The organism is Acidobacteriota bacterium, assembly GCA_016715115.1.
Classification (GTDB): Bacteria; Acidobacteriota; Blastocatellia; order Pyrinomonadales; family Pyrinomonadaceae; genus JAFDVJ01.
Genome location: JADKBM010000009.1, coordinates 1 through 23,663 on the forward strand (window position 1 = coordinate 1; position 23,663 = coordinate 23,663).

At 57.7% G+C, this 23,663-nt stretch carries 29 protein-coding genes and 1 tRNA gene; 3 read left to right on the forward strand and 27 right to left on the reverse strand.

Going from position 1 to position 23,663, the window contains the following annotated elements:
* Positions 1–226: 226 nt before the first annotated feature.
* The 25 genes from IPN69_08460 to IPN69_08580 form a co-directional block, all read right to left on the reverse strand.
* Positions 227–373: a hypothetical protein gene (locus IPN69_08460; GenBank protein MBK8810746.1), complete on the reverse strand. Its 147-nt coding sequence runs from the start codon at positions 371–373 to the stop codon at positions 227–229.
* A 1,544-nt stretch (positions 374–1,917) separates the two neighbouring features.
* Positions 1,918–2,517, reverse strand: coding sequence for a hypothetical protein (locus IPN69_08465; GenBank protein MBK8810747.1), 600 nt, complete (start codon positions 2,515–2,517; stop codon positions 1,918–1,920).
* Between the two features lie 9 nt (positions 2,518–2,526).
* Complete coding sequence (locus IPN69_08470) at positions 2,527–3,267, reverse strand: hypothetical protein (GenBank protein MBK8810748.1); 741 nt, start codon at positions 3,265–3,267, stop codon at positions 2,527–2,529.
* An 88-nt stretch (positions 3,268–3,355) separates the two neighbouring features.
* Positions 3,356–4,243, reverse strand: a complete 888-nt coding sequence (locus IPN69_08475) for a hypothetical protein (GenBank protein MBK8810749.1) — start codon at positions 4,241–4,243, stop codon at positions 3,356–3,358.
* A 137-nt stretch (positions 4,244–4,380) separates the two neighbouring features.
* Positions 4,381–5,463 carry a hypothetical protein gene (locus IPN69_08480; GenBank protein MBK8810750.1) on the reverse strand — a complete coding sequence of 361 codons (1,083 nt, stop codon included), beginning with the start codon at positions 5,461–5,463 and terminating at the stop codon, positions 4,381–4,383.
* Between the two features lie 295 nt (positions 5,464–5,758).
* A complete protein-coding gene (locus tag IPN69_08485; GenBank protein ID MBK8810751.1) occupies positions 5,759–6,442 on the reverse strand; it encodes a hypothetical protein in 684 nt (227 codons plus the stop codon).
* 1 nt (position 6,443) lies between these two features.
* The gene (locus tag IPN69_08490) at positions 6,444–6,911 is read right to left on the reverse strand and encodes a hypothetical protein (GenBank protein MBK8810752.1); all 468 of its coding nucleotides are present in this window, start codon (positions 6,909–6,911) and stop codon (positions 6,444–6,446) included.
* Positions 6,912–6,981: 70 nt separating this feature from the next.
* Positions 6,982–7,470: a hypothetical protein gene (locus IPN69_08495; GenBank protein ID MBK8810753.1), complete on the reverse strand. Its 489-nt coding sequence runs from the start codon at positions 7,468–7,470 to the stop codon at positions 6,982–6,984.
* 9 nt (positions 7,471–7,479) lie between these two features.
* Complete coding sequence (locus IPN69_08500) at positions 7,480–7,668, reverse strand: hypothetical protein (GenBank protein ID MBK8810754.1); 189 nt, start codon at positions 7,666–7,668, stop codon at positions 7,480–7,482.
* A gap of 10 nt (positions 7,669–7,678) precedes the next feature.
* Positions 7,679–8,671, reverse strand: a complete 993-nt coding sequence (locus IPN69_08505; GenBank protein MBK8810755.1) for a N4-gp56 family major capsid protein — start codon at positions 8,669–8,671, stop codon at positions 7,679–7,681.
* 87 nt (positions 8,672–8,758) lie between these two features.
* Complete coding sequence (locus tag IPN69_08510; protein MBK8810756.1) at positions 8,759–9,250, reverse strand: hypothetical protein; 492 nt, start codon at positions 9,248–9,250, stop codon at positions 8,759–8,761.
* A 418-nt stretch (positions 9,251–9,668) separates the two neighbouring features.
* Positions 9,669–11,345 (reverse strand): hypothetical protein, encoded by a 1,677-nt coding sequence (locus tag IPN69_08515; protein ID MBK8810757.1) that lies wholly within the window; start codon positions 11,343–11,345, stop codon positions 9,669–9,671.
* The gene (locus IPN69_08520) at positions 11,324–11,824 is read right to left on the reverse strand and encodes a hypothetical protein (protein MBK8810758.1); all 501 of its coding nucleotides are present in this window, start codon (positions 11,822–11,824) and stop codon (positions 11,324–11,326) included. The genes IPN69_08515 and IPN69_08520 overlap by 22 nt, the downstream gene beginning before the upstream one ends.
* Positions 11,821–12,414 carry a hypothetical protein gene (locus IPN69_08525; protein ID MBK8810759.1) on the reverse strand — a complete coding sequence of 198 codons (594 nt, stop codon included), beginning with the start codon at positions 12,412–12,414 and terminating at the stop codon, positions 11,821–11,823. The genes IPN69_08520 and IPN69_08525 overlap by 4 nt, the downstream gene beginning before the upstream one ends.
* A gap of 8 nt (positions 12,415–12,422) precedes the next feature.
* Positions 12,423–13,262 (reverse strand): hypothetical protein, encoded by an 840-nt coding sequence (locus IPN69_08530; protein ID MBK8810760.1) that lies wholly within the window; start codon positions 13,260–13,262, stop codon positions 12,423–12,425.
* Position 13,263: 1 nt separating this feature from the next.
* Positions 13,264–13,668 carry a hypothetical protein gene (locus IPN69_08535; GenBank protein MBK8810761.1) on the reverse strand — a complete coding sequence of 135 codons (405 nt, stop codon included), beginning with the start codon at positions 13,666–13,668 and terminating at the stop codon, positions 13,264–13,266.
* A gap of 29 nt (positions 13,669–13,697) precedes the next feature.
* Entirely contained in the window at positions 13,698–15,155 is a 1,458-nt protein-coding gene (locus IPN69_08540) for a hypothetical protein (GenBank protein MBK8810762.1), read from the reverse strand.
* A 2-nt stretch (positions 15,156–15,157) separates the two neighbouring features.
* Complete coding sequence (locus tag IPN69_08545; protein MBK8810763.1) at positions 15,158–18,472, reverse strand: hypothetical protein; 3,315 nt, start codon at positions 18,470–18,472, stop codon at positions 15,158–15,160.
* Positions 18,472–18,792: a hypothetical protein gene (locus tag IPN69_08550; GenBank protein ID MBK8810764.1), complete on the reverse strand. Its 321-nt coding sequence runs from the start codon at positions 18,790–18,792 to the stop codon at positions 18,472–18,474. The genes IPN69_08545 and IPN69_08550 overlap by 1 nt, the downstream gene beginning before the upstream one ends.
* Positions 18,789–19,058 carry a hypothetical protein gene (locus IPN69_08555; GenBank protein ID MBK8810765.1) on the reverse strand — a complete coding sequence of 90 codons (270 nt, stop codon included), beginning with the start codon at positions 19,056–19,058 and terminating at the stop codon, positions 18,789–18,791. The genes IPN69_08550 and IPN69_08555 overlap by 4 nt, the downstream gene beginning before the upstream one ends.
* Positions 19,055–19,315 (reverse strand): hypothetical protein, encoded by a 261-nt coding sequence (locus IPN69_08560; protein ID MBK8810766.1) that lies wholly within the window; start codon positions 19,313–19,315, stop codon positions 19,055–19,057. The genes IPN69_08555 and IPN69_08560 overlap by 4 nt, the downstream gene beginning before the upstream one ends.
* Positions 19,315–19,755 carry a hypothetical protein gene (locus IPN69_08565; protein MBK8810767.1) on the reverse strand — a complete coding sequence of 147 codons (441 nt, stop codon included), beginning with the start codon at positions 19,753–19,755 and terminating at the stop codon, positions 19,315–19,317. Before IPN69_08565 ends, IPN69_08560 begins: the two co-directional genes overlap by 1 nt.
* A gap of 13 nt (positions 19,756–19,768) precedes the next feature.
* Positions 19,769–20,131 (reverse strand): hypothetical protein, encoded by a 363-nt coding sequence (locus tag IPN69_08570; protein MBK8810768.1) that lies wholly within the window; start codon positions 20,129–20,131, stop codon positions 19,769–19,771.
* A gap of 67 nt (positions 20,132–20,198) precedes the next feature.
* Positions 20,199–21,473 carry a PBSX family phage terminase large subunit gene (locus IPN69_08575; GenBank protein ID MBK8810769.1) on the reverse strand — a complete coding sequence of 425 codons (1,275 nt, stop codon included), beginning with the start codon at positions 21,471–21,473 and terminating at the stop codon, positions 20,199–20,201.
* Positions 21,474–21,717: 244 nt separating this feature from the next.
* Complete coding sequence (locus IPN69_08580) at positions 21,718–22,038, reverse strand: hypothetical protein (protein MBK8810770.1); 321 nt, start codon at positions 22,036–22,038, stop codon at positions 21,718–21,720.
* A 14-nt stretch (positions 22,039–22,052) separates the two neighbouring features.
* On the opposite strand from IPN69_08580, the gene IPN69_08585 reads away from it, so the two are divergent.
* The 3 genes from IPN69_08585 to IPN69_08595 all read left to right on the forward strand — a co-directional run bounded on the left by IPN69_08585 (position 22,053) and on the right by IPN69_08595 (position 22,860).
* Positions 22,053–22,205 (forward strand): hypothetical protein, encoded by a 153-nt coding sequence (locus IPN69_08585; protein MBK8810771.1) that lies wholly within the window; start codon positions 22,053–22,055, stop codon positions 22,203–22,205.
* Positions 22,206–22,510: 305 nt separating this feature from the next.
* Positions 22,511–22,696: a helix-turn-helix transcriptional regulator gene (locus IPN69_08590; GenBank protein ID MBK8810772.1), complete on the forward strand. Its 186-nt coding sequence runs from the start codon at positions 22,511–22,513 to the stop codon at positions 22,694–22,696.
* Entirely contained in the window at positions 22,693–22,860 is a 168-nt protein-coding gene (locus IPN69_08595) for a hypothetical protein (GenBank protein ID MBK8810773.1), read from the forward strand. The genes IPN69_08590 and IPN69_08595 overlap by 4 nt, the downstream gene beginning before the upstream one ends.
* A 49-nt stretch (positions 22,861–22,909) precedes the next feature.
* On the opposite strand, the gene IPN69_08600 is transcribed toward IPN69_08595, so the two are convergent.
* Together IPN69_08600 and IPN69_08605 are read right to left on the reverse strand one after the other, a co-directional pair.
* A tRNA-Met gene (locus IPN69_08600) sits at positions 22,910–22,985 on the reverse strand.
* A 38-nt stretch (positions 22,986–23,023) separates the two neighbouring features.
* Positions 23,024–23,395 carry a hypothetical protein gene (locus IPN69_08605; GenBank protein ID MBK8810774.1) on the reverse strand — a complete coding sequence of 124 codons (372 nt, stop codon included), beginning with the start codon at positions 23,393–23,395 and terminating at the stop codon, positions 23,024–23,026.
* Between the last annotated feature and the right edge of the window lie 268 nt (positions 23,396–23,663).

The following is a 23,663-nucleotide window of genomic DNA, read 5'->3' on the forward strand; positions in this document are numbered from 1 at the left end:
CAACGACATCGGCGATCGGCTGATCTTGGCTCAGGCTAGATGCACCAGCGTCTCGCAGGTTTGCAGCGCGTACATAATTTTCATGACGACTTTCAAGACGGCTTCCTTCAAGGCAGGGTCCATCTGCGGGGTGTTAGGTGGAAGATTCACCATCTTGAGGAGGAGTTTTCCACCTTCTTGCGAAGAAAACCGCGAGGCGGTTGCGCGGGGATTTAGATGCGCTGCATCATTTCTTTGCTCCCATCAGGCCCATGCGCCATTCGAGATTCTTCGCGAATTCGGCCGCGCGTTTGTCTTTGGTTTTGGCAAGGTCCGCGTTCATGCGCGAGGTGTCGGCGTTCTGCTTGAGGATGTCCGGTTCCTTGCCCTTCACGTATAGAGCTTGCCCCATCCCGGCAACGCGCCTTGAGAATCTTTACCCAAGTGTCTCGGAGATGGACTTGAAGGCGTTCTTCATAACATCACGCCCCAAGGCTTTCGTTCCTCCCGCAACTGTCACGTTGTCGCCTGACCCAACCGTTTGAGAAGTCGCGCCGACGTCGTGTCGAGGATTCGGCGGGAAGGTATCCACAAGGCCGAGGCCGAGGCTTTGGGCAATCGATGAATAGTCGATAGACTCTGTTTGCGCCACAGCCAGATCGGACTCGCCGGTCCCTGCCGGGTAGATGGCATTATTGGTCCATTCTGCCGTGTCGGACGGCTGATCGATCAGCCCGTCACCAGGTGGTATTGGTTTCCCATTCAGCCATTATCTTTCTCTTGTGTCTTAGCGTGGATAGGACAACCAACCCCACGAGAGGTCGGAAACCGACGCAGGCTTCTTGCCTGATGCCGATGTCATCGTTGTCTCCGCATTCTGCGTGATTGACGCGAATTTTTGCGATTCCCGAGTTGGCTTGGCGGAATTGATCAGCCCGCTTGTGACCGATCCGGCAATCTTTCCAGCTGTCTCCGACCCGGCTACCTCGCTCACGCCCGCATTGACGGCAGAGCCAGCACCAGCCGCACCGGCCGACCAGAGCGCGGACTGCAGGACATCCGCAAAAGACCCGCCCCGCCGACAGCCCCGGATTGCGTTAGCCGTCCCCGCGCCAACTGCCGCGCTCGGCCTTTCCAACTGTGTTGCCAATGATGTTGAGACAGACCCTTTCAGCGCGTCCGCCGTTGCTTTTCCCGTTACCGCCCGCTGCGCTACCCAACCGCCGGCCGCGGCGCTGACCAAGATATCCTTGCCAGACCCACCTTGCATGGCGGAAGAGGCGCCGCTTGCGATAGCTTGCCCGGCCACACCCGACCCAATTGCTGCGCCGATCCCACTGCCAATGCCGCCGGTTGCCGCCCCGACGATCAGGCCCGGAACTGGGGCTATCCATTAACGAGACCTCTTCTGGAATCCAATACGGATCGACATCCTGACGTCGTACAGAATACCTCCCCGGGTCGTAGGTCACGTTCTTGAGTGCCGCTTGCATCGCTCCGGGCGCCCATCGGTCTGTGTCGGAGAATTCGTCTGACTGAAATACCCTCTTGGTTCCCATCGAGCCGACCACCACTTGTCAGGGTCCGACAAGCCAGATGAATCGAATTGGTCGCCCATGTTCAAGTTCATTTGCTCGCGATACGACCCAGGCGCAATTTTGGACTGGTAATCCTTATCAGCGAGTAATGCCGTTCTAGTGGATTGCGGAAGCAGGGATATCAGATCAGTCAGATTCGCGCCCTGGCCCGAGTCCGTACGTGGCGGTCTCTTGGGCCTGCCTGCCCCCCTGCTGTAGCCCATGCTAGTGCGAATGTCATCCGAAGTTCAGCAGATTGCCGATGCCGATGGTTGATCGATGAGATAACCTTTGATAGAGGTTCCCATCGTCTGAATGATGTTGTCGGAAATCTTCTGCTTTCTCGGCGTCCATATTCACGTCAGCGGCGATTTGCGCCAAGAGGTTGGTTCCGCCGGTGAAAGTAGAATTTGCCAATGTCGAGGTTTGCATAATCTGCTTGCTCTCCGGCGTCCATCTTCTGCAACTTAATCTGCGTATCGCTATTGAGTTTGGCGATAGTCTGCGCGCTGTTCGCGGAGATTCCCGCAGCGGCCAGTTGGGCCGCATTGTTTCCGGCAGCAACTTGTTTCGACGTTTCAAGTTGCGCGTTGGCCTGGCTGACCCCGGTTCCTAGGTTGGCATTTTCCCGTGCGGAATTGGCGTAGGTCGAAGCGTCCTGCGTAGCAATCGGCATAGCGTAATCGTAGGCGGCTTTCGCCCCCGATTCGGCTGCCATGCTAGAGTTGAGCAATCCTCTAGCATTTGCCTGTTGCAGTCCTTTCGTCTGTCCCATCTGAACGATCGGATTATCAGACGACAGAAGCCCCGGCAAGCGTTTCTCGACCAGTTGATTGTCGTCGACCGTCCATTTCTCGGCGACGGCTTTGGTCGGATCGACCTTGGTCGGGTCGGACTTGGGCACTGCTGACGTGACCGGCTTGGGCATCAGTTGTTCGGCGGTATAGCTTACATTTGCCATGTCGTTTCCTTAGAGCCAGATGCATGTTATGCGCATGGATAGATCGCCCGCGCTAACCGTTGTGCCTGCCCCGGTCGAGGCGTGGAAGATTTGCGGCGTAGTCTGCTGGAGGCACCAGACGTTAGTTCCATTGGCCCGCGTCCCGACGGTGTTTAGCAACACGGCTGCCTTATCCCCAGCGGTGTAACCCTGTGTCGCCCCGTTGAGAATTCCGTATGGGATCATGATATCCGGCGCTCGCGTATGGCCGTGGGCCACAGGGGAATAAACACTTGCCCCAGTCACGTTGTTGCCGATCACAACGATAGATATCGTCCGCAGTCCGCTGATAAACAGACTGCCGTGGCCTGTCGCCAGATTGACAGAGGAATCTGAAGCAACAACGCGCGCAACGCCGTTGGTCCATAGCTCGCACTCCCCGCCGCCGCTCTGGGTGCCGAATACGGCTTTCCCAGCCCCAACCCATGTGCTTGCCCCATACCCGCCCGCCGCAGTAGAAGACGCCTCAAGAGCCATCATTCCGGCATTACTAAGCACCCGGACTGCAGAAACCGCCGAAGATCCGGCGTTTTCGTTCTCGACTCTCAATTGTTGATGGCTGTTGTGATTTGCAACGATCTTACTCACCCACCCGCCGGCAGATGGCGTGACGGTATGGGTCTGCGCCCCCGTGGCGTAGGCGTAGACGGTCCGGACGGTATTGCCTGCCGTGATAGCGACATCCGACGGCCCGGATGTGCCGATCGTCAATGGTCCTGCCGTTCCGATCCACATCAGCGATGCCCCGTAGGCTGACGAGATGCTTCCCGCCCTGGTGACGAGGTTCCGGCCGTCGTGGTCAATGTGTTGGTAGCAAATGCCGCGCCGCCGCTATCAGTGTTCGATATCCCAAAATCGGTCGCGCCGTTCTGCACTTTAGACAGGGTTTCTGTCCTGACGCCTCGGAGCCGTCGGTCGTTATAACTTTCCCGGCATTGCCGGTCTGCGCGGGCAGGGTGGCGGCCAGGATCAGACTAGACGCCGACATCGATGTCAGCCCAGTTGCTGTACTGTTGATAACGACTAATTCGTCGGCGTTGCCTGTCATGTCAGGCATCTTGTCGAATGCCGTCATGATGGCTGCGTAGATGGCCCGGATTGCCGACGATAAGCCACGGGTATGGGCTGGCGGTGTTGTGCCGTCGTAATTAAAAAAGTCGTTTGACATGGCTACCTTTTGAGTCGGCGGACAATGTAGTGGAATGCGATGTTTTGTATGGAAAACGACTGATGAGTCGCGCTGTTGCCGTAGAACATCATCGAAAGCGAAGTTTCCGTCCCGTCGAGCGATACTTCCAGCCGATTGACGGTCGGCCCATCCCAGGTGAATTCGTCCCAGATGAACTCGTCCCAATATCCCCCCGGCTCCATAGATCGGGACATCGGTGGCTGACCCGGCATCGACTTCCACCGATCCCGCCCCCATCTCATACGTCACCTGGACCGACGCGGGTCCGTCCGATACCACGTCAAGCACGGCCTTCTTGAATGTCTTAGTATGCTCTGGCGAGTTGAAATGATTGAATGGCAGCCTCAGCCATGATTCGATAGAATCGCCATCGAAGGACGTGCCCACCAAGTCGCGATAGACGAATCCGTCGTCAGAGCAGAAATAGGCGTATTCCCGCCCGTCGCTATTGTTGCCGGCGACATAACAGCGCACAGGTATTCCGTAGTCCAGTTGCATTATTCCGACTGGCTTTCCTCCAAGAACGGTCACGGCCAGAATCGTATTGTCAGAGAAGAACAGCCTGTATTGATTACGCTCCTTGAGTACCGCAGACTCTGTTGCCGTTCCTTGCAAGCGATTGATGAGTGGCTGAATTATTCCGCTGACGGCGGCATACTGAAAATCGCCGAAATTCGAGGTTGCTGCAATCTGTTGGATTCCCCGTTGAGACAGGGCGAAAGCCGATCCGATGAACTCGGCGGTATAGGGAGCGCCAGTTGCCAGTCGGCCGCGCTCGACCCGTACAGAACATGGGTGCTATTGACCGAAAATATCGACATCGCGCCGCCGCCGGCATCGCCCGGCTGTGGCAATAGATCAGTGATGTCGTCGCCAATCCCCAACTCGTTCGCTCCGGTGACAGGACTCCACTCAAGCGGAAACCCAATCGACGAGTGTTGCAGCGAGCCGCGGAAGGACAGGAACAAATGCCCCTTGTGGGCGGCGACGTGACTCGGGGTGTCCGTTGCCATGCCGGTGTGGATAGGGGCAATATATGTCCCGTCGAACTCGAAAGCCGTTCCCACCCCATCACAGCCATAAACTCGAAGTGTGTCCGTCGATCCGGTGAAGTTGTGATTAACGAACTCGTAGCGCCCGCCTGGCGGGCGGGTGATCGCGGTCTGGATTCCGGCCAAGGTAATCGTTACCCCGCCTGTTGCCGTGGCGGCCCCTGCGGCGAAGTTCCCGCCACTTGGGGCGGAAATGACGAAGGTTCCGGCTGCCGTACCTCCCCATGCCCCGGTCCGCCGAACCACTCTGCGTATCGTAGCCGTGACCCCACCTTGAGTCAGCGTGGCGCCATCGGCTGGAGTAGCGCCACCTCCCGCCGAGAAGGTGACCTCGTAGAGGAATGGCACTTGTACCCAACCAGAGGCCGATTTCTTCCACAGGTTACAAGCCGTCCCGTCGGCGTTGTCGCGGAAGGCATAGACAACGTCTCGATACAGCCACACCCCGCGGATTGGTCCGCTACCCGGCGGTGGCAGAATATCGGCTCTTCGATCATCGGCCGCTAATCCTCGATACGCAGCGTCGTCTTCGACAGAAGATGCGCCAGATTCCACCGCAGCCGAGATGATAGATCCTTGCACTACAGCGGCAATCGTGAAGCTCTCTCCCTGAGCGAACACTCCCGTCACCCGGCCTAGAACAAGACTTCCGCCGTTGACCTGCAAGACCTTTCCGGTTGCGGCCGACGTTGCCCCTGTAGGTGGTATTGCCGGACTGCCACCGTACCAGTGATATCGACCATGAGCAGCCAATACGAGGCATCACTCGGAGCTGGTTGTCCGTCGTAACGCTCATAGCCATGCGGCCGGCGATAACCGCCTTTCACCGAGTCTATCTCGTAGTTCTGCGAACTGAGCACAAAACCGGGCTTTATCAAGGTGGCAGCGGACACCATGTCAAGCCCACCGGCCAGCGAGAAGTGCTGAGTATCTACCCTGACGGGGACCATTTGTGCCCGCATCAGGCGAGCGTCCCGCTGATGGTGATCGGGTACAGTTGGTCGCGCTCGAGTCTGGACATCATGCGACGGAATTCCTGCAGACCTTCCTGATAGACTTCCGGCGCAATTTCGCTCGACGCATAGAACATCATCGCCCGATAAACGATCATCATATGGAACCTATCAGGCATTCCAGGCGTATCGGCGTTATTTACCAAGGCCGACGGCTCCTTGAAATACTTTCCATCCACCGTGTAAATAGCGTCTGGTATCTGCCCAAACGCCAGCCCACCGCTAGGGGTTTCAGCAACAGCGACCGGCTTGCTGTAGGAGGTACGCATCGAGCCAAACATGTACGTGTCGCGCCAACCGGAATATGGAATGACATCGAGGAACTGTTCGTTTTCTGCCGAACCAGAATAGATGCGCCAGCTCTGCGAGAAGTCCCATGAAGCCATGTCACTGGCACTGCATTGGGCTGGAGTGTAAGTGGCCTGCTGGACGACGGTATTGAAGATCACGTCGCCCTGCATCCATTTCCAATTTGGTCGAGACTCCTGAATGTCGATCCAGGCGTCATTGATCCAATTGACCACCCGCAGCATCTCTCCCGTCTGTCCGATAACAGATGACGGCCCCGTGCCGGAGATTCGGCACTTCTCGCGCAGTCGCTGGGCGAGTTGCAGGAATGACATGGCGGACATGTCAGCCCTCGTTGATAACCTGGCGGAACCACGCCGAGCCGTTGGGGTTGCTGTCCTCGATCACATGGATCGGATACTTCAATCCGGTACGCCTCACGACGCTATTGACCGGGTTGGCTGTCGCGGTCGCTGGGGTAATCTTGGTGCGCATGGAGATCGGCTTCGCCCGCAACAACGACTCCAGGTACTTGCGCTTGATGATGGTCGGAATCCCGCGCATGATCCACACGGACCGCCCCTGACACGGGGCCTGAACAGGGTTTTCCGCCCATTCGTTTTCTTCTGGGTCAATCTGAATCGTGACGAATTCCTCCATCATCGCCATGTCGTCCAGCCACTTCTTGTTACGCGGGCCGTCGACCGGCTCAACCTCAATAGGGGCGGGATCCTCGAACGCAGGGATTACGGTTTCCCCATCCTGCCCGATTTGCATTCCACCTGCGTCATAAGATCGTTTGATACGAGCCATACTGAATCTCCAAAAGAATGCGGGCACCCGAAGGCGCCCGCGAGGGTTAAAGCGTCTGTTGCTTTTGCGATTAGGTCGGCGCCCAGGGGGTGGACCGCGCGAACACGACATCCTGATAGTCGATGTCAACGTCCGTCGGCGGGCCGGCGAGGTTGCTTGCGCCGAACGTCCATGCCGCGCCACTTGTACCGACCTTGACACTGACGTAGCCGATCGTGGTGTAGCTATTCGGCAGGCGGGCCAGTTGCGGCGGGGCGGCCGGGAAGTCCTCGTCGCTGTCGAGCACCACGATCTTGCTCTGCGCCACCTTCAGCGCACCCGCCGAATCGCGGCCGATGGTGAATACAGCGCCAGAACCGACCGGAATTGCCACGAAGGCTGCCCCCGTCACGATATCTGTGGTCGGCGTAGCCTCGTTGGAAGTGATCGCCTTGGCGTAAGCAACGCTGTTGATCGAGTAGGTGATGGCGTTGGCGCTGGTAAGCGTCGTGGTAGTGCCGGCGGCAAGACCGGCCTTTCCAATGCACATGTTGCCAGTGAAGCTTTGTTGGTTCAGCATGATGACTCCTTATGTCTTGGTGATGGCGGCGTCGAACGTCGCCACCGTATTCGTTGCGGTAACTCCGGCGTCTGCGTCGAGAATCGCTAACACGGCGCGGATGCCATTGATCATGGCCTCAAGCACAGGGCGCAATTCCTTCTTATCGTTTAAGTTGGACATCGCGGAGATGCGTGGAGCAAGCTTTTCAGCAGCCATGAGAATCTCCTTAGGCCGACAGCGTCGAGATGCCGACGTTGCAGATCGCAATCCAGCCGTTGTTAGTCACAACCGCAGCATCCCACCAGATCGCGCCGACATAACCACGCTGACCGAACGGGTCCGCCGAGGACTTGGTGCCGACAGCGATATTGGTATAGTCGAACGAATTGCCTCTCAGAGAAACATCTCCCCAAGAGTTTTCGCCGGTCACGATCAGCGGATACACGTCGATCAATGTGCCGGATGTCGATACGCAACCCGTCGAACCAATCGCGGCGCCAGCATCCTCATACGGCACGAATTCCGGCCGCAGAATGAAGCGGAAGCCTTCGCAGGAACCGACTTCGCCAGGCAGCGCCTTGGAAATATCCCCGTAGTCCCTCACCCACTTCCACCCCGGCAGATTGGACGCATCGGCTTCTAGGCTGGTGTGCCCATAGATGTTGTATGCCTCGTCGACGGAAACGGTGCCAAACTTAACCGAAGATTGCAGAATCGAGTTGACCGGCTCTGCATGGTCGGCGCGCAGCGCGCGTTTCATAGAACGCAACAGGCCCAAGGTAATGGGTCCGGCCACGGTGCCGCGCGAACTGCCGGAGCCGCCGTAGAATTGGTTTGTCGATGCGCGCGTCGCCCCGTAACGGACCATCTCCCTGACCAGGGTCATCCGCTCGCCGACCTGCTTCTTCTGGTGCTTCGGAATGTCATCCTCGTAGAGCAGCGCCGTCTTGTCGGTATGGCCATAGAGAATGTCGTACTGGTTCAGAACGACCGTGACGTCACGCTTGTCGAGCGAGTCGGGCGGCGGCGTAACACCTTCTTGCGTCATGTGCGCTTGCGCAAGCGCATTGCCGCGATCCCCTGTGCCGTGGGCGAAAAACTGATTCGGATTGGTGACAGTTGCCCCATACGGCAGATACTGACGCATCTTGATCGTGTCCCCCTCATTCGTCGGCATCTCATAGTGCTCGCCGACCTTCGAGAGACATTCCTTGGGCATAGCGTGAGCAAGAATCTGCCCCAATACAATGCCTCGGCGCTGTTCCGGCGTCGAAAAACTTGAATTCCTGTTGCCATGATCTAACTCCTAATTTGGGTTTTTCAGCCCGTACTCCATTGCGTCGAGCACGGACATGGTTGGCAGCGCCACCCCACCAGACTTGGTCGGTGTAATGGCAGCGTCGAGCCGTTTCGTGTTGTCTTGTTTCTTGGATGTTGCTTTCTTGACGTGAGCCTCATAGGCGTTGATCGCCGAAATCACGTCGCCGGGTTTCCACGAGCTATTGATACGTTGCTGGTAGTCGGCCGGTTGTATGACAAACCACTGCTTGAAGCCGGCGCTATTCCGCACTTCCCAGTCCTCGCGCAACTCAGTCAGCCTTTCGATTGCCATTTCCCGTCTGACTTGTTCGACGCGCTCAGTGACGCGCGCATCAAAGTCTGACTTCAGTGATTCGGCATCGAATGCCGGCTGTGCCGGTTCAGATGGGGTTGCAGTGCGTCGCGACATGACCTTCTTCAGCGCCTTGCCGACAGCTCCGCCGATTTCGGACACCCCGAGTTCATCGAAGTCCGCCATCGCTTCCTTCAGGTCGTCGTCGGAAAGTTCCGGGGCTTGCGACTGAATCGAAGCCAGCAGTTCCTTCTTGATGTCGTCCTTCAGTTTCGCGTCGCGCTTCTCAACATGCGCCCGACCTTGCCGAACACTTGTTCGTTATGGTCGGAAAACCGTTGATTGATGCTTGCCTCGAATTCTTTAATCGGGTCCGGTGGCTCGGTAGCGGCCGGTTCCTCGGCTTGGGCTTCTTGGGTTGCATCGTCGGTTTGCTGCTCTTCTCAGTGAGGTTAAGATTCATCGCTGAAACGACTGTCCTCTAGGAGCTCGCCCACGAGGCTCGACAGGCGGCTTGGGCAACCTATTTGCCGGCGCGCCAATTGCCGAGAGTTCCTTCATTGCAACTATATCCATCGACTTCATCGTCAGCTTGGCTTTCACGTCATCTAGCGTCATCTGGTGGCGCGAAGCGTAATCTAGCTGTGCCAGTTCTAGCGAGGCTCAACTCGGCCATGCGAGCTTTCGTGCTCGCGCTGGGTGCGATCGGTCTCCGCCTGAACGTACTGGGTATCGCGATCCGTATCGGCCTTGATCTTCCGGGTATCGACCTGCGCGCGAAATCTTCGCCGCTTCGATCTGCGGAGCGGATGGTGCCAGGCTGCTCGCTGATCTTCTTCCATTCCTCGTCGTCATACAGGAACTTGCTTGGGTCGAGGCGCTGCGATCGCGCCATCTCTGCGAACCACTTGTCCGGAGATACGCGGAATGGATTGCGCTCCTGCTGCACCAGAGCGCCCATCTGCAGGATGGCTTGCGACTGCAACGCCCGCTCCACAAGAACTGCGGAGCCGCGCGCCTTGATCTGGAAGTCACCCTTGGCCTTGTCGTTGTCCGAGTACATCATCAGAAATTCGTAGTAACGATTGATATGCGGCTCGATAATAGATTCGTCGAAGGTTCGCGCCTTGTCGCGCGGGACGACACCAGCGTTGTTGGAAAGAATCTCCATGCCGCCTACGGTATCTGGCGCCTGCCCCATCTGCCCCTGCATTAGCATCGGCTGTCCGGTTGTGTCTTCCGCAACTTTGAGGCCGAAATAGACGATGTTTTGTAATTCTACCTGCTTGCTAGGTATGTCGAACACATGCATTGCGTCGCGGATAGACTGGGCGTCCGCGGCTTCATCTAGTTCAAAAATCTTGTCGCCGTTAATGTCCCACGACCCATCCATTGGATTGATCACTCCCCGCTTGATGCCGAGAAGCAACGCCGCGCTCAGCCTGGCGTTGTTGAGCATCAGCCGGGTTGCTGCCGTGACGATTTTCTGCGCCGCGCGAATCTGGTGTGGCAGGCCGTAACCTGTCCATGAGTTCGCCCGCTCCGACCAAGGGAACACGTCGTATGGGAATTCTCCGGAATCCAGCGGATTTTCGATGACCTTAACGACGCGGTTGTTAACCAATGTGATCTGAACATAGGCGTAATCGTCGCCGTCAGGCTGTTCCTTTCCTTCCTCGCTGTCGCTATCAACCTCATCATCCGTGGCATGGTGCAGCGTCCGTGCCGCATCTAGGTCGGAACGCTTAACGTCGCCGTAGAAGTACCAGATGTCGTAGAGTGACTTGTCGTTTATTCCATCACGCCGGCCGCTCGTCGAGTCTGTCGAGGACCATGCCTGCGGACCTTCTTCTAAACAGGCATCAATCTCGGGGTCGATGTAATCTACACCTTTCAAGTCACGCAGTTGTTTGCGGGTAATCTCATCGTGCTCGACGATGAACGACCCATTGTGAATGTTGTCGCCGCAGGCCGGGTCGGGATAGAGGTTCCACGGACTGATGCATTTCGAGGCCGGCGCAACCTTGACGCTGATCTGCAACTGCGCGCCCATCTCCGACATGACGACTTTTGCGGCTTTGCGCTTTACCGGAAACGGCCCTTTCAATACCCCGACGCCAAGCTTGCCGGACATCTTTATCATCTTGCGCTGTTCGGAAACGAATCCACTCTCGGTATGCCAATCGTTGATTTGTTGCTCTGCCGCTTTGGCGGCATCCTTGGCCTTCGCGAGTGCTTGTTTCGCAGCATCGGCAACGGTCATTTGCACCTGGCCCTGCATTCCCGCGCGGTTTCTTCCTCATCCGGACCGCGCATCATCGGCTGTCCGTAGTCATCGAGCAGAGGGCTTGTATTGTCTTGCGCGGCATCGAGTTCAGGAATCGGGGTCGGCTCAACCCCGTAGTTCAACTCGTCTTGAGGCAGCAGCATGTCGGCAATGCGGGCCGTCGCTGAATTTGTGTAGGGATAGGTGATGTTGAGCAGCAGCGTTGATCGGACGTCCTTGCTGTCTGAGTTTTTCAACAACCCACCAGACATCGACGTCGGCTTGCGTGTGGCGGCATTGCTGGTGCCGCGGTTGGCGTCGTCGATGCCTTCGTATTGCTCCTCGGCGAGCGCCCATTCTTCTTCGACACCGGACTGTTGCCTGTACTTGATCGCCTCGTCACGCTTTTCACGCACGATCGCAGACAGCGCCGCAAATCGTTCGATATTCTTCTGTTCCGTGCGGCCTGGCGACTCTTGTTCCGTATCGATCATCGGCGCATCCTATTAGTCATCATTTCCGCCCATTTCTGCGCCGCGCGCCTACCGTAGCGTCGTCTGAATACGTTGCTTACAAGCGATTGCCGGCCACAGGCAACCGTAGATAACCCAGCCGAAATCGTCATGTTCGATACGGCTGCGGAAATCGCGCCGCCGCCGGTGTCCGGCTCGCTGAGTCCGGTTGCCGTCACCAGCCCTGACACAACGCCGACATGAATCTGTGTTGCCGCCGTGCCTGACAGTGCAGAGACAGTCGAGGCCCCTGCCACCAATGCAGATTGCGATTGCGTGGCGGCTGGCGTGCTTGATTGCGTTGCACTGGCCGCATTGGAAACCGCGGCAAGTTGTGCCTGTGTGCCAGACGGGGCGGATAGCGCCGCATCACAGACCAACGCAGCAATCACGGCAACCTGTGTCTGGCTCGCAGCGAGAGAGTCCAGTAAGGTCGCCGTCGCCAGACTAGCAACCGCGCCTTGAATCGCCCCGCTTTCCTCTTCGGCAAACTCTGCGTCGAACCAGCCGACAGCATCGACCTCGGGCGCGAACCAGCGCAGCGGATTCGCGTTTTGGTCGAACAGCAGCATGGCTTACCTCAGAGCGTGCGCACCCACTTCAGCAGCGCGCCAGCCTTGGCCGTAACAGCAGAGACCGTGACCTCGGAGGCGAAGCGGGCAATAACGGTCCCGTTGCTGCTCGGCTTGATCACGCCAGCAATCCGCGCCACGTTGCCGGCGGTCAGCGAGGTGGCATTCGACGCCGCAGGGATGTCGTAGGCGGTCGCGTAGTTGGTCGTCATCGACGTGGCGGTCAGCGTGTATTGGCTGGTGTAGTTGAGCATCGTCGGCGAAGCCGGGCCGTTGATGGTCCAACGCGATCCCGTCGTCGTCGCCGCCGAGGTGTATGGAATCAGGAATTCGAACTGGTAGGTCTGTCCGGCCGTGACCGCGAACGACAGGCCCGTGACATCGGCGATCGTGTTCGCCACCGCGTTGTTATTCACCACATCCGAAGCGAGGACAACCAGATTCATCGCATTGACCGCGGGCGAACCGAAGTCGGTAATGTGGTGAATGCGCCCAGTTGCGTCGGTCATGCTGAAGCCTGCACCTTCGTGGTAATGCAGGGTGTCGCCGGCAGGAATCGTCGCCTGCACCAACTCCATCGCATTGGTGCCGTCGGTCAGCACAACCTTGACGCCTACTGATGTCGTAGCGTGGCGGTTCCGCACCGTCAGCGTCTTGACCGTGCGGTAGGTGCTTGCGCTTGGTGATGCCACCACATCGGTCGTCGTCGCGGTGGTAATCGGCGTGTTCTTCCGCCCCGGCGTGGTCGTCGTGCCGTTCAAATCGACGTAGGACGCATGAGCATCGACGGTAATCGCCGAGTCCGTGACGACCTGAATCTTGTCCGAGGTAGAAGCGAGCAGCAGCATGTCAGGTCGGCTGGTTCAGCGTCCAGGTCCACGCCGGCACGGCCAGCGTGTTGCCGCTGAACATTTGCTGATTGTTGGTCTCGTCTGTCACGAGCAAGACCGCCGATCCGACAGAATCGACCACGGCGATATGCGTATCAGGTGAGGCTCCTGAGTTTGCCGTGAGCGCAATACTCTTGGCGGCGAACGTGCTCACACGCGCAGCTCCGGCCGCACCGGATTGCACGATGTCTCCAGCTGCCAGATCGACCGATCCACAGCTATTTGTCGTGACGACCGTCGAATAGGAATCGCTGGCCGAATACGCTTTAATGGCGTGCATCTTCACGCGGCCCGCCGTACCAGCCAATGTGCGGATCAGGTCCGACCCGCCATCCATCACCGACTGCGAGGTCCACTTAGCCATCCATGTTGCTCCGTTTGATTGTCATGCCATTAGCGCCCATGTCGCCTACGATAACTGCCGACGCGCCATGCGCCGGAGAACTGATGCTCCTGCCCGGTAGAACTTGTGCCGACAGACTGCGGTGTCCATGCGTAAGACGCACTGTTGGCCGCTACAAGATACCCGGCGCGCGTTGCCACATTTTGAGGCGTGAAAGTGTATCCGGCATATGCGATCGTAATGGCAATGTTGCCGGTCCCTTTGCTGGTTCCGATGTCCTGCGGCGTGAAAGCGAAAGAGGCCGATACAATTGTCGAAATCGCAGCAGACCTCGTGCCGACGGACTGTGGCGTGAAGGCGTAAGATGCGCTCTCTGCCGCCAGCGGCTCGATTCCTGTCGTGAAGACTTCCTCGGTCGCCCACGATTGCGGCACGCCGGCCACCAGCGCAGCAACGCGCCAGTAGTACGTCGTGCGGTCTGCAAGTCCAGTTATCGCATAGGTCAGGACATCCGTTGCGACTTCGGCGCTGTTGGCATACGGCGCACCGGAATTACTATCCCACTCGATTCGATAGCCTTCGTTTCCGGGGACCGGAAGGTATGTAACATCGACGGTTCGCGTCCTGCTAGTCCCGACATTTTGCGGCGTGAAGGCGAAAGACGCCTGTGCGGCAAGCATCGATGCGGCGCCGCCTTTTGCCGTGCCGATGTTTTGTGGGGAGAAAGCGAAAGAGGCGCTATCTGCGGTAACCGAGAATCCTGCTTTTGCTCCGACATCCTGCGGTGTGTGGGTGTAGCTGGCAGACTCGACGGTTGTCGTTGCGCTTCCGCCGCCAGATGCGCCTTTTACAGCGACCCCTATGACGGCCCAATCTAATTGATTGGTGTTCGTCCCATTAATTGTAAAGTTGATGGTCTCGCTGGTTGAAGTGGCGGTCTTGGTAACGATGCACATTGCCTCGAAATTACCCGAGTGCTCCATCGTGTATCGTTCTGTGGAGCCTGAGCCAGCCAGAACCGTCCTGTCACTTGTGGCGGTCTGATCGACAAACCAGCACGCCCCGACAATCAAGTCTCCAACGGCGCAAGATACGGATAGACTAGGCTGCGTTCCGGAAACGAAGTTCCCGGTTGCAGTTGCAGGGGTGCCTATCGGCGTCCCCTGATCGACTCCTGTGAGGCTTATTGCGCCGCCAGCCAGCTCGCCTTCCGTGCTCCCCCACGAGTAATATGACGTTTGGGAAGCTGCGGCAGGCGCGACCAGCGTATATAGCGACAGTTTCCCGAATGATCCAGCATTGACGGTAGAGCCTTGTTTGGTCAGTGCCGTTCCGCCAGACCCGCCCCATTTAGCGCCGGACGGATCAGCTACCGGATCATCCCCGGATGCTGGGAACGCCAGCATAAATCGATTTGATCCGGCAACCGTCCATGACGCGCTAGTAATGGACGTTGCGCTCGACCCTTCCAGGTCGCTATGTGTTGCGTCGAAAACAGGTGTCGCCATATTTACCTAGGCCTGAACTTGTCGCGGCCAGGCGCAGCCAGCGGGTTGGCGAGTGCTTTGAACGCACCGAAGGATCGTTTTTTCGTCACGATGTCTTGTTGCAATAGACCGAACCAGCACTCCTCAAGCGCCGCCGTTGCACAGCGATCTGTCAAGACGTACCAAAAACTAGGGCCAGCCCATGATTTTCCGGCGAGGATCGGAAAGCCGGACGACACCCAACTATCCGCTTGCAATGTCGTGCTGACTGAACCCATGTTGCCCGTTCCGCCAGTTGGAATCCCCCATTCCGTCGTACATATCTTTAGCGCCGACTGCCCGTTGTTCGTCATCGCGGTACGCAGCGAGGTACCTGTGTATTGCTCCATTTGCATCCACCCGGTTCCGAGTCCGCTCACGTAGGCCGTTCCGGGCGGCTGCGCATTGTTGGTATATGGGTGATGGCCGATGCAATCCCAATGCTCTTTAGCGCCGGCAATGGCGTATAGGTCTACCAGATAGCCCATCGCCGTTCGAGACTCTGTGCAAGCAGACCCGGGAGAGCAGGCTGCCGGCGCATCGACGGCAGGACCGGTCCCGGCAGTTATGACGGCTGTCTGCGGTCTCGCAGCCTTCGCCGCGTTGTAGCCTGGCTCAAGCACCTTAGCGTAATAATTGGTCGCGCTGACTGCCGGGCAGGAGAAGCCTAGAGAGTTTGGCTCATTCCAGAACTCGACGGCATCCGGGGTAAATCGAGCGACCGCCGCACCGACAAACGCCCCGAACGCAGCGCCATTGACCGGCATTGCGTTGCTGTTCGTACAGGCCACGTCACGATTCCACGCCGGCGAGTAGCCAAGCATCAGCAGAATCTTAAAGCCACGAGCCTTTATCTCGTTTATTCTCGTGTCGTACTCAGACCACGTATAGACGCCCTGCGTTGCCTCGGCTGTCGAATGCGTTACGTCCATACGAACCCAGCATGTCGATCCGCACATGAATGCGATTGCATCGAGCGCCTGTGCCCGTTGCGTGGAATCCCAAGCCCCATTCCGGAATTCAAGCGGCAAATTGACGCCGTATCCGAAGGATAGATTAATGTGCGAGGTAGCTGTCGCCGATGTGCTGGGCGCAGACTGATTGCCCGCGGCGTCCTTCGCGCTGACGCGATACTCGTAGCGAGTCGTAGTCGGTACCGTGTCGGCGTAGCTCGTGCCTGCCGGCGCGGCGATCTGCGTCCATGCCCCGCCATCGGGGAGTGAGCGGCGTTCGAGCGGGTAGCTAGTGACACCTACCGCGTCTGTCGATGCAGACCATGTGCAGGTAATCCCCGTGGTAGTCGAGGACGGGCAGGATAGGCTAGCGGGAACGGTCGGCGCGGTAGTATCGCCGCTGTCTACCAATGCACACCCTACGCGGTCGGTAGCAACGACGAGGTTATCCCAGTCACGGGTGCGGCCAGATACGGCCAAGCCGGCATTTTCATAGTTCTCGAACGACATCATGTTGATGCCGTTGTAGGTGCCGGCGTAGCTGCCGCGCAGATTCAGCCCTGTTGCCTGAGCATCCAGCACCCCATCGACCCACAACTCCTGCACCCCGTCCGATGCGCCAAGCGTATTGAGTTTAACGTGGCCCTCGATGCACTGCCATGTGTTCGCGCGTGAATTGCCCATCACGGGGATAGTCCCGGCGTCAGCCCCTAGCCAGGTGAAGTTTGCCGTATCGTTCCACGTCGTCGTCACTACCGTTGAGCCGCTAACGCCAGACGCAGGATCAACGCCAAGGACCGTTGAATACGATCCACCACCAGACCACCAGTGCGTCATGAATGTCTGGTTCGGGCAATACCCTGTTGCGCTTGAGCACCCAACAGCGCGGGTGAATTTCCAGCCGTCGCCTGGATTCCAGCCCGCCGAATGCTTGATGTACGCACGCCAGTAAATCTCCGTGACATCTGTGCTCGACTTGACGTTCGGCGTATAGGCCGTGTCGCCGAACACGATCTTGAAGTCGCCACCATTTGACGTCCCGGTTGTATTCGGGAAGGTTGCACGCAGTGAATAGCCGGGGCTTCCATTTCCGGCGGATCGCACCATGCTCGATCCGAATCCGTTTGAATCCCACCATGACGCGCTCTTATCCGTCTCGAAATCGTCGCACCAAATCCACGTCGGATGGCTGCTTTCCCACCCTGACGGGCATCCTACTGCGCCCCCTATGTTGCTGACCGTGACGCTGATCGTCGAAGAAGTCGTCTGATTGCTGCTGGTGTCGGTGCAGCGCGCGGAGAGTGTGTGCGTACCGTTGCTTGCGCCAGTCGTGTCCCACGTGATCGAGTAGGGACTGGAAGTATCGGCAGTGCCGAGACTCGACCCATCAAGCAGCATTTGCACGTTTGCAACTGCCGTTTCATCTGTGCATGTTGCGGTGACAGTTTGATTGCCGCTGACAGTCGCGCCGGTGCTTGGTACGGTGACAGCTACGCCGGTCGGGGCGGTAGTGTCTCCCCCTCCAAAGGTGGAGTTGAAAACGTTGTCCGTTGAGATGTCATCAACGTAGATCGTTCCGCCTCCCGCCGCATCGTTCATTTGGAAGTACGGCATCATCATCCAGCCGCCCCACGACTCCCACCATTCCGTCCCCGCGTCGTCGTGCAGGATGAAATTGGATGTAGTCCCCACAAGTGTGCCATTGACCCACGCTTTTATTTCGCCGTCAGCCGTGGATGTAGTGCTGTTCGGGCGAATCATGACGATGTATTCGCGCCACGTGTTGTCGGCCTTGTTGGTCATATCGTAGTTGATGCTAGGCCCAGGATCGACACAGCCGCCACCAGCGCCCGCGCCGTCGCACTCTCCGACATTGAACCCGCTCGCTTGGACGTATCCGGTCCAGCCCCTGATGCCGGAATTGCCGTCAAAATCTGCAACCACGCGGGACGACTTAGTCTTTGGCGTAACGCTACCCCAACTCCAGCCGGTATTTATTCTCATCCACCAGCGATAATAGATAGCGGGACCACCAACAATGTCTGCGCCTGTAATACGAATCGGCGCGTTAAGTTCTTTCCCCTGTGACTCGTCCCCTGTCGATCCATCTACTATTATTTTCATGGAGCACGAGCCAGAGTGAGACACCGTGCAGTCCTGCGATGAATTACCTATGTAGCCGTACAAGAAAGTCGTAGAGACGCCGTTGGCAATATATGTGTTGCCCTCGGCACCCCACGAGAAATAGTTGGTCGCGTGCGCGCTCCCGCACACAGCGAACAGAGCAACGACGGCGAGCGTATAGGTCGCGCTCGCCGCACTACGCCACAACAGGCGATCGAACATCACGCGACCGGAGCGAGATTGAGCTTCTTGGCGACAGCCATGCGCTTGGCAATCAGGCCGATTTCGCGCTTCGTCGCGATCCAGTCGGCGCCCCAGATATTTTCAATCTGGTCTGCCAGTTCAACTGCCCTGATGCGCGCCATCTCAGCCCTTGCATTCGCCTCGTCGAGTTTCGTCTGGATCGGGGCGGTCTTCGCGTAAGTCGCCTCGACAACGGAGTTTAGTAGATAGTAGCGCGACTCCATGTCGCTCCACGTCATTGCATTTACCTTGGCATCTTGCGCGGCCACGGCTTCGATTGTCATTGCTTGCGGTTTCATACTTCACCTCGTGTAGGTTGGTCGACAACTAGTCCCATCGTGGCTTTGCCAGGAATAGGCGGGAAATATACGTTCTTGCCAGGGTTGTTTATGTGCAGCGCATAAAGATCAGCCTTTTCACGGGCGTCCAATACCGCCATCGCGTAGGGGATATCAAAATCAATCCCACCTGGCCGCATAAACGGTTGCTTTGCAAGTTCAATGATACGCGGCGACAGCCCGGCCTCAATCAACTGCCCGTCTGTCGCGGTGTAGTCGATCTTCACGCTTCCCCTCGTGTGCGAATTTGGGGGAGATACATCACGTCCTTAATGCCCTCTGCCTTGAGCCTAGCTCCGCTCTCGACGACGACAGGATGACCTTTGATCGGGCGGCCCTCGCCATCTACCCACGCGATAGTCAGTTCGGAGTTGTCTGACGTGACGATCTTGAGCAGGTGTCCATTGGTGATCACCTCGCGGACTTGCTTAGCAAATAGCCGCGATGTCAGGTCGCCATACAGGCCCGGTACGCTAGCGCCCATCAGACGAGTTTCCACAGGCCGTTCGTGGCGTCGTGATCCGCCGTGAATGTCTCGGTGTTGGCGAGCGTCACACTTGAGCCGTGATCATAGTAAAGAATCCCCGCGTCGGCGGGCGAGGTCGCGCTGTCGTTGTAATAAAACAGGTAGCGGAACGGGCCGACAGTGCCTGTGGCCGTGAGTACCTCGTCGGCAACAGTCAGCACGATGTCGTGGTTGCCGCTGCCGGACTCGGTGACGGTCACCGTATCGAGCGTCAGCCCGCCTCCAGCGCCGCCTGTATAGCCGCCACCAGTGGACAGTTGCGTGATGTCTGCCAGCACAGTATTGGTCTGCGCTGGGCTGGTGTTCGTCAGCGCCACCTTGAAGGTGTGAGTGCCCCAAATATGCACGCCTTTTGCCAACTGCTCGCAGTAATCGAAAATCTTAACCGGTGTAGCCATTGCGGGTCTCCCGTCAGGTGCGCAATGGCGAGGATCGCCGCGCGATAATGATAACCGTGACCGACGCGCCAACGCCGACAACGGTAAGGTTCGGGCGCACATAGAGCACGCCCTCGAATGGGGTAATCACGGAATCGACCGTCGTTGTCGCGCTCTCTCCGGTGGCCCCATTGGTCAGCGTGACGTAGTTGCTGCCGTTGCTGCCCTGAATAGCGGCGGTCGCCCCGCCCCAAGTGCCAGTCAAGGTAAAGCAACGATCTGCCCATGCTGGAAACGCCAGGGCATCTCCGATCGGGTCGGCCGTCGTCAAGTTCCATGTGTATTTGATGATCGAGCCGTCGCCGGCCGGGTCAGCGGTCTGTACTGGGATTGCCATCTATGACTCCAAGCAATAAAAAAAGCCGCATTGAGCGGCTTCTGGGTGATTCGGTCGGCAGATTTGGCTAAACGCCGGTGTCTCTGTCGAAGGCGCGGCGGGGTGGAATACGCGATCTAGTTACCTCATCTTCGTTACTCAACTGGTCCGCTACCAGAGCAACATAGCGATAGTTGTCCGCCCCGTGGCTGAACTCATCGTGGAGCGGCGCTCCAGGCTCATTGGTCTGAGCGTTAATGCTTCTACGGTAGCGCTTGAGGCATTCGACCAGCCGTTCCGTCTTGGTCTTGTCGAAGTAAGTCTGTTGGAACGCCATTCTTGCCGACTTGATTCCGTCCTCGACGCTCACAGACGGAACAATCTTCACCTTCCTACCAAAAGCCTTAAGTATCTGCTCCGCGCTCTTTCCGGTCTTGAAATCCTTCGTCCTGCCATCGTGCGGCAGGTAGTCAGTTCCCCAGTTGTACCGTCGCTGATTGATCTCGGCACAATACCAGTCCAGCGTCTTGTGGCTATCCTCGATGTAGTCAATCACTCTCAGTTCTGACCTGAGCCGCTGGACAAAACTGATCGCCATGGAATCGTTCCATCCCAGATCCCAGACGGTATGGACCTTCAGCCTCGGATCGTAGGGGACATTGCAAATCCGGCCATTCCGTACCGCAGCATCTATCTCGTGAGCGTAGATGGCCCCTATAACCGCAGTCCGGCACTTTCCTTCCCAGATGGTGGCGTAATCCTCTTTGTTCGTCAGCTCGCAGTGTCGTCTTTCCTGCTCCAGCACCTCGGGAAACCACGGATTGTCAGAGTAATTGACCTCGCAGACGATTGACCCTGGAGGTGGGTTTGTCACGAACCGAACATATGTTTCGTCTGTAGAAAGCTCAGGATTGAAGCTCACCCAAATTTCTGAGCCAGGCTTGCGAATCGTCGGAATCAGGATGTTCCACGACTTCCGGCTGACCGACTGGGCTTCTTCAACCCAGCATCGATCTACTCCTTCGTAGGACTTGAGCGATTCCGTCGTCTGACTCGCGAGCCCGGAGAAGATGAACAGCGTCCCGTTTGCCCCGCGGATCTCTGTTTCGAGCACCTCATAGAACGACCCGAGTCCCAATTCCGCGATCTGGTCGGTCAATAGCCTATGAACCGAATCCCTGATCGACTTCTGTATCTCACGCGCGCACAGTATGCGCAGCGGATTCTCAGCGCCTTGTATCAGGAGAGCCCTGGCGTAACTCCAGCTCTTTGCGCTGCCGCGCCCACCGTATGAGACCTTGTATCGATTTGGCTCAAACAGAAAACGCAGGGCTTCGGGGAACTGCGCTTCGACTTCGCTCATTTTGCCCGGCGCTTTGCCATGTACTCCCGCATGTACGCGCGGCGACTCTCAGGGTCAGCGTGTTTGCCATGTCGGCTGTTAGCCACCGCGCAATCGCTGATTTCGTCAGTCCGGTCGATGTTAGCCACCACGTCAGGCGTTTCGGCCTGTGTGTTAGCCACCGAGCAATCCTTGTGCATCCATGACTGTTTCGGAAAACAAGCCTTGCCGCACACAGGACACTTTGGCGCTACACGATCAACAATCACTTGAACGACACCCGAATTCCGACCGGGATTTCCCCACCGTTCGGGCCGCTTAGGGTCTGTGGCTGTATCGCTTTGCCCCACGCACGCTCGATTATCGCCAGCGCCGCAGAGAGTTGGTTGCGTTCATTGCTGCCGCTGGTCATGATCTTCTCGATTACCGCAAGGGCTGCAGGCGTCTTCCCCTTGCACGCCTCGACCAAATCAAGCTCCTCTTGCGTCTTCTTTGGGCGACCGCCTGGATTGCCGGTCTGCCCTGGCTTGAACGACGACGACCGCTTTCCGCCTCGCTTGCCTGATATTTGGCTGTTCTCAGACATCCGCCTATACGCCCATGATTACCGCAGCCGACGACCTCTTCTTGGCTGGCGTCTTTGCGGGAGACTTCTGCCTCACTTCAACAGCCTCGCTTGCCGCCCTTGCCGGGGCGCTTGACTGGATTGGCTGGCTTTTGGTCTTTCATATTGATTCCTTTGAACAAGTTTGAATATAAGCGTTTCCATATATATGGATTTCTCTACATACCGCTTGCGTGCGTTCGCTTTGCGTGCTACAGTGTAGCCATGGTGAGCGATGGGCGCGAACCAGCACAGACGGGGGATGGGACATGTTTGCACTAATGAATAACCGTGGCTCACAGATTGGCTTGTACGACACGAAGGCCGAAGCACAAAATGAAGCCGATGCGTTCAATGCTCGTGGGCTAGATGTGTTCGCGTGGGTTGTCGAAGCGCCGGCTGGAGCGGAAGCCGAAGACATGCCGGGGCGTGGGTTTATTTACGGTTAGGCGCTATGACACATCCAACCAAAGACGAGATCGTCGCCGCCCGCAAATACGCTGGACTCACCCAAGACGAAGCCGCCGCGCTTATACACGGCACCAGGCGCGCCTGGCAAGAATGGGAAGCTGGGCGACGGAGAATGCATCCGGGGCTGTTCGAACTGTTCCAGATCAAGGAATCGGAGCTGAAACCATGAAATACATCACAATCATTGCAGGTCATCCAGTCTCGATGCACCGGAAACCTGCCAGAACGCCAATAATCCTGCGGGCAGTAGAGATCGCCAGCTACTCGGCCAAGCTGACCGTCACGATGGCAATCTGCTGGATACTAATCGTTGCGCTGCTCTCTTTCGGCTAAAACCAGTCATATCAGTCGCAACAAAGCCCGCTCATGGCGGGCTTTTTTATGGTTGCGAGACAGGGAATCGAACCCCGTTCCTCCTGGGTATGAGCCAAGCGGGCTCCCGGCGCCCCCTACTCGCGATTGTCCTTGGAACGGCGCTACAGTGACTAGGCGTTGCTCACTTGCATACGTTCCACTGGCCGCTGCGCCTGTTCGCTTCCCATGCTCTTTGCGATAACGCAACGGATTGGCGATGTCGCTTATACTTTTGCATGGACTTGTACCTCTCGGCGCTCTCTGCGACGGCCTTGTAGTCTTTGCTGGTCACCTTGAGTCCGCGCATAGCTAAGAGTATTTTTGCGCGGCGGTCGGCTTGTTCCTTCTTGGTTTCCCATAGCCAGCCGGCGAGTTTTGGTATGTAGCCGCACACGAATCGGCGAACCGAACACTTCCAGTGGGTGTATGCGTTCGGCACTCGATGCATTGCGCTGAGCGCGTCATCTTCCACCAAGTTGTGCTTGCCGCGGAAAACAACCACGGCCTTGACCATCGATTCATCCGGGGAGTCGAACCACGAGTCTATGAGGGCCTCGTCCCACGACCGTTGCAACTCAGAGGTAGCCGTCATCCAGAAACCAGGCGAATGTAGGTTCCGCCGCGCATGGTGCGGCCCTTGAGTTGCGAGGGAAACGGCGCGTCGAGGCGCAGCCGCAGGTTGAGGATGTACTGGCGGATGAGTGTCATCGGTAGCGCGTTCGGCAATTTTTGGGCGAGCAGGGCTTACGCAGCTCGCTCTTGGTAAGGTGTTATTCCGGACG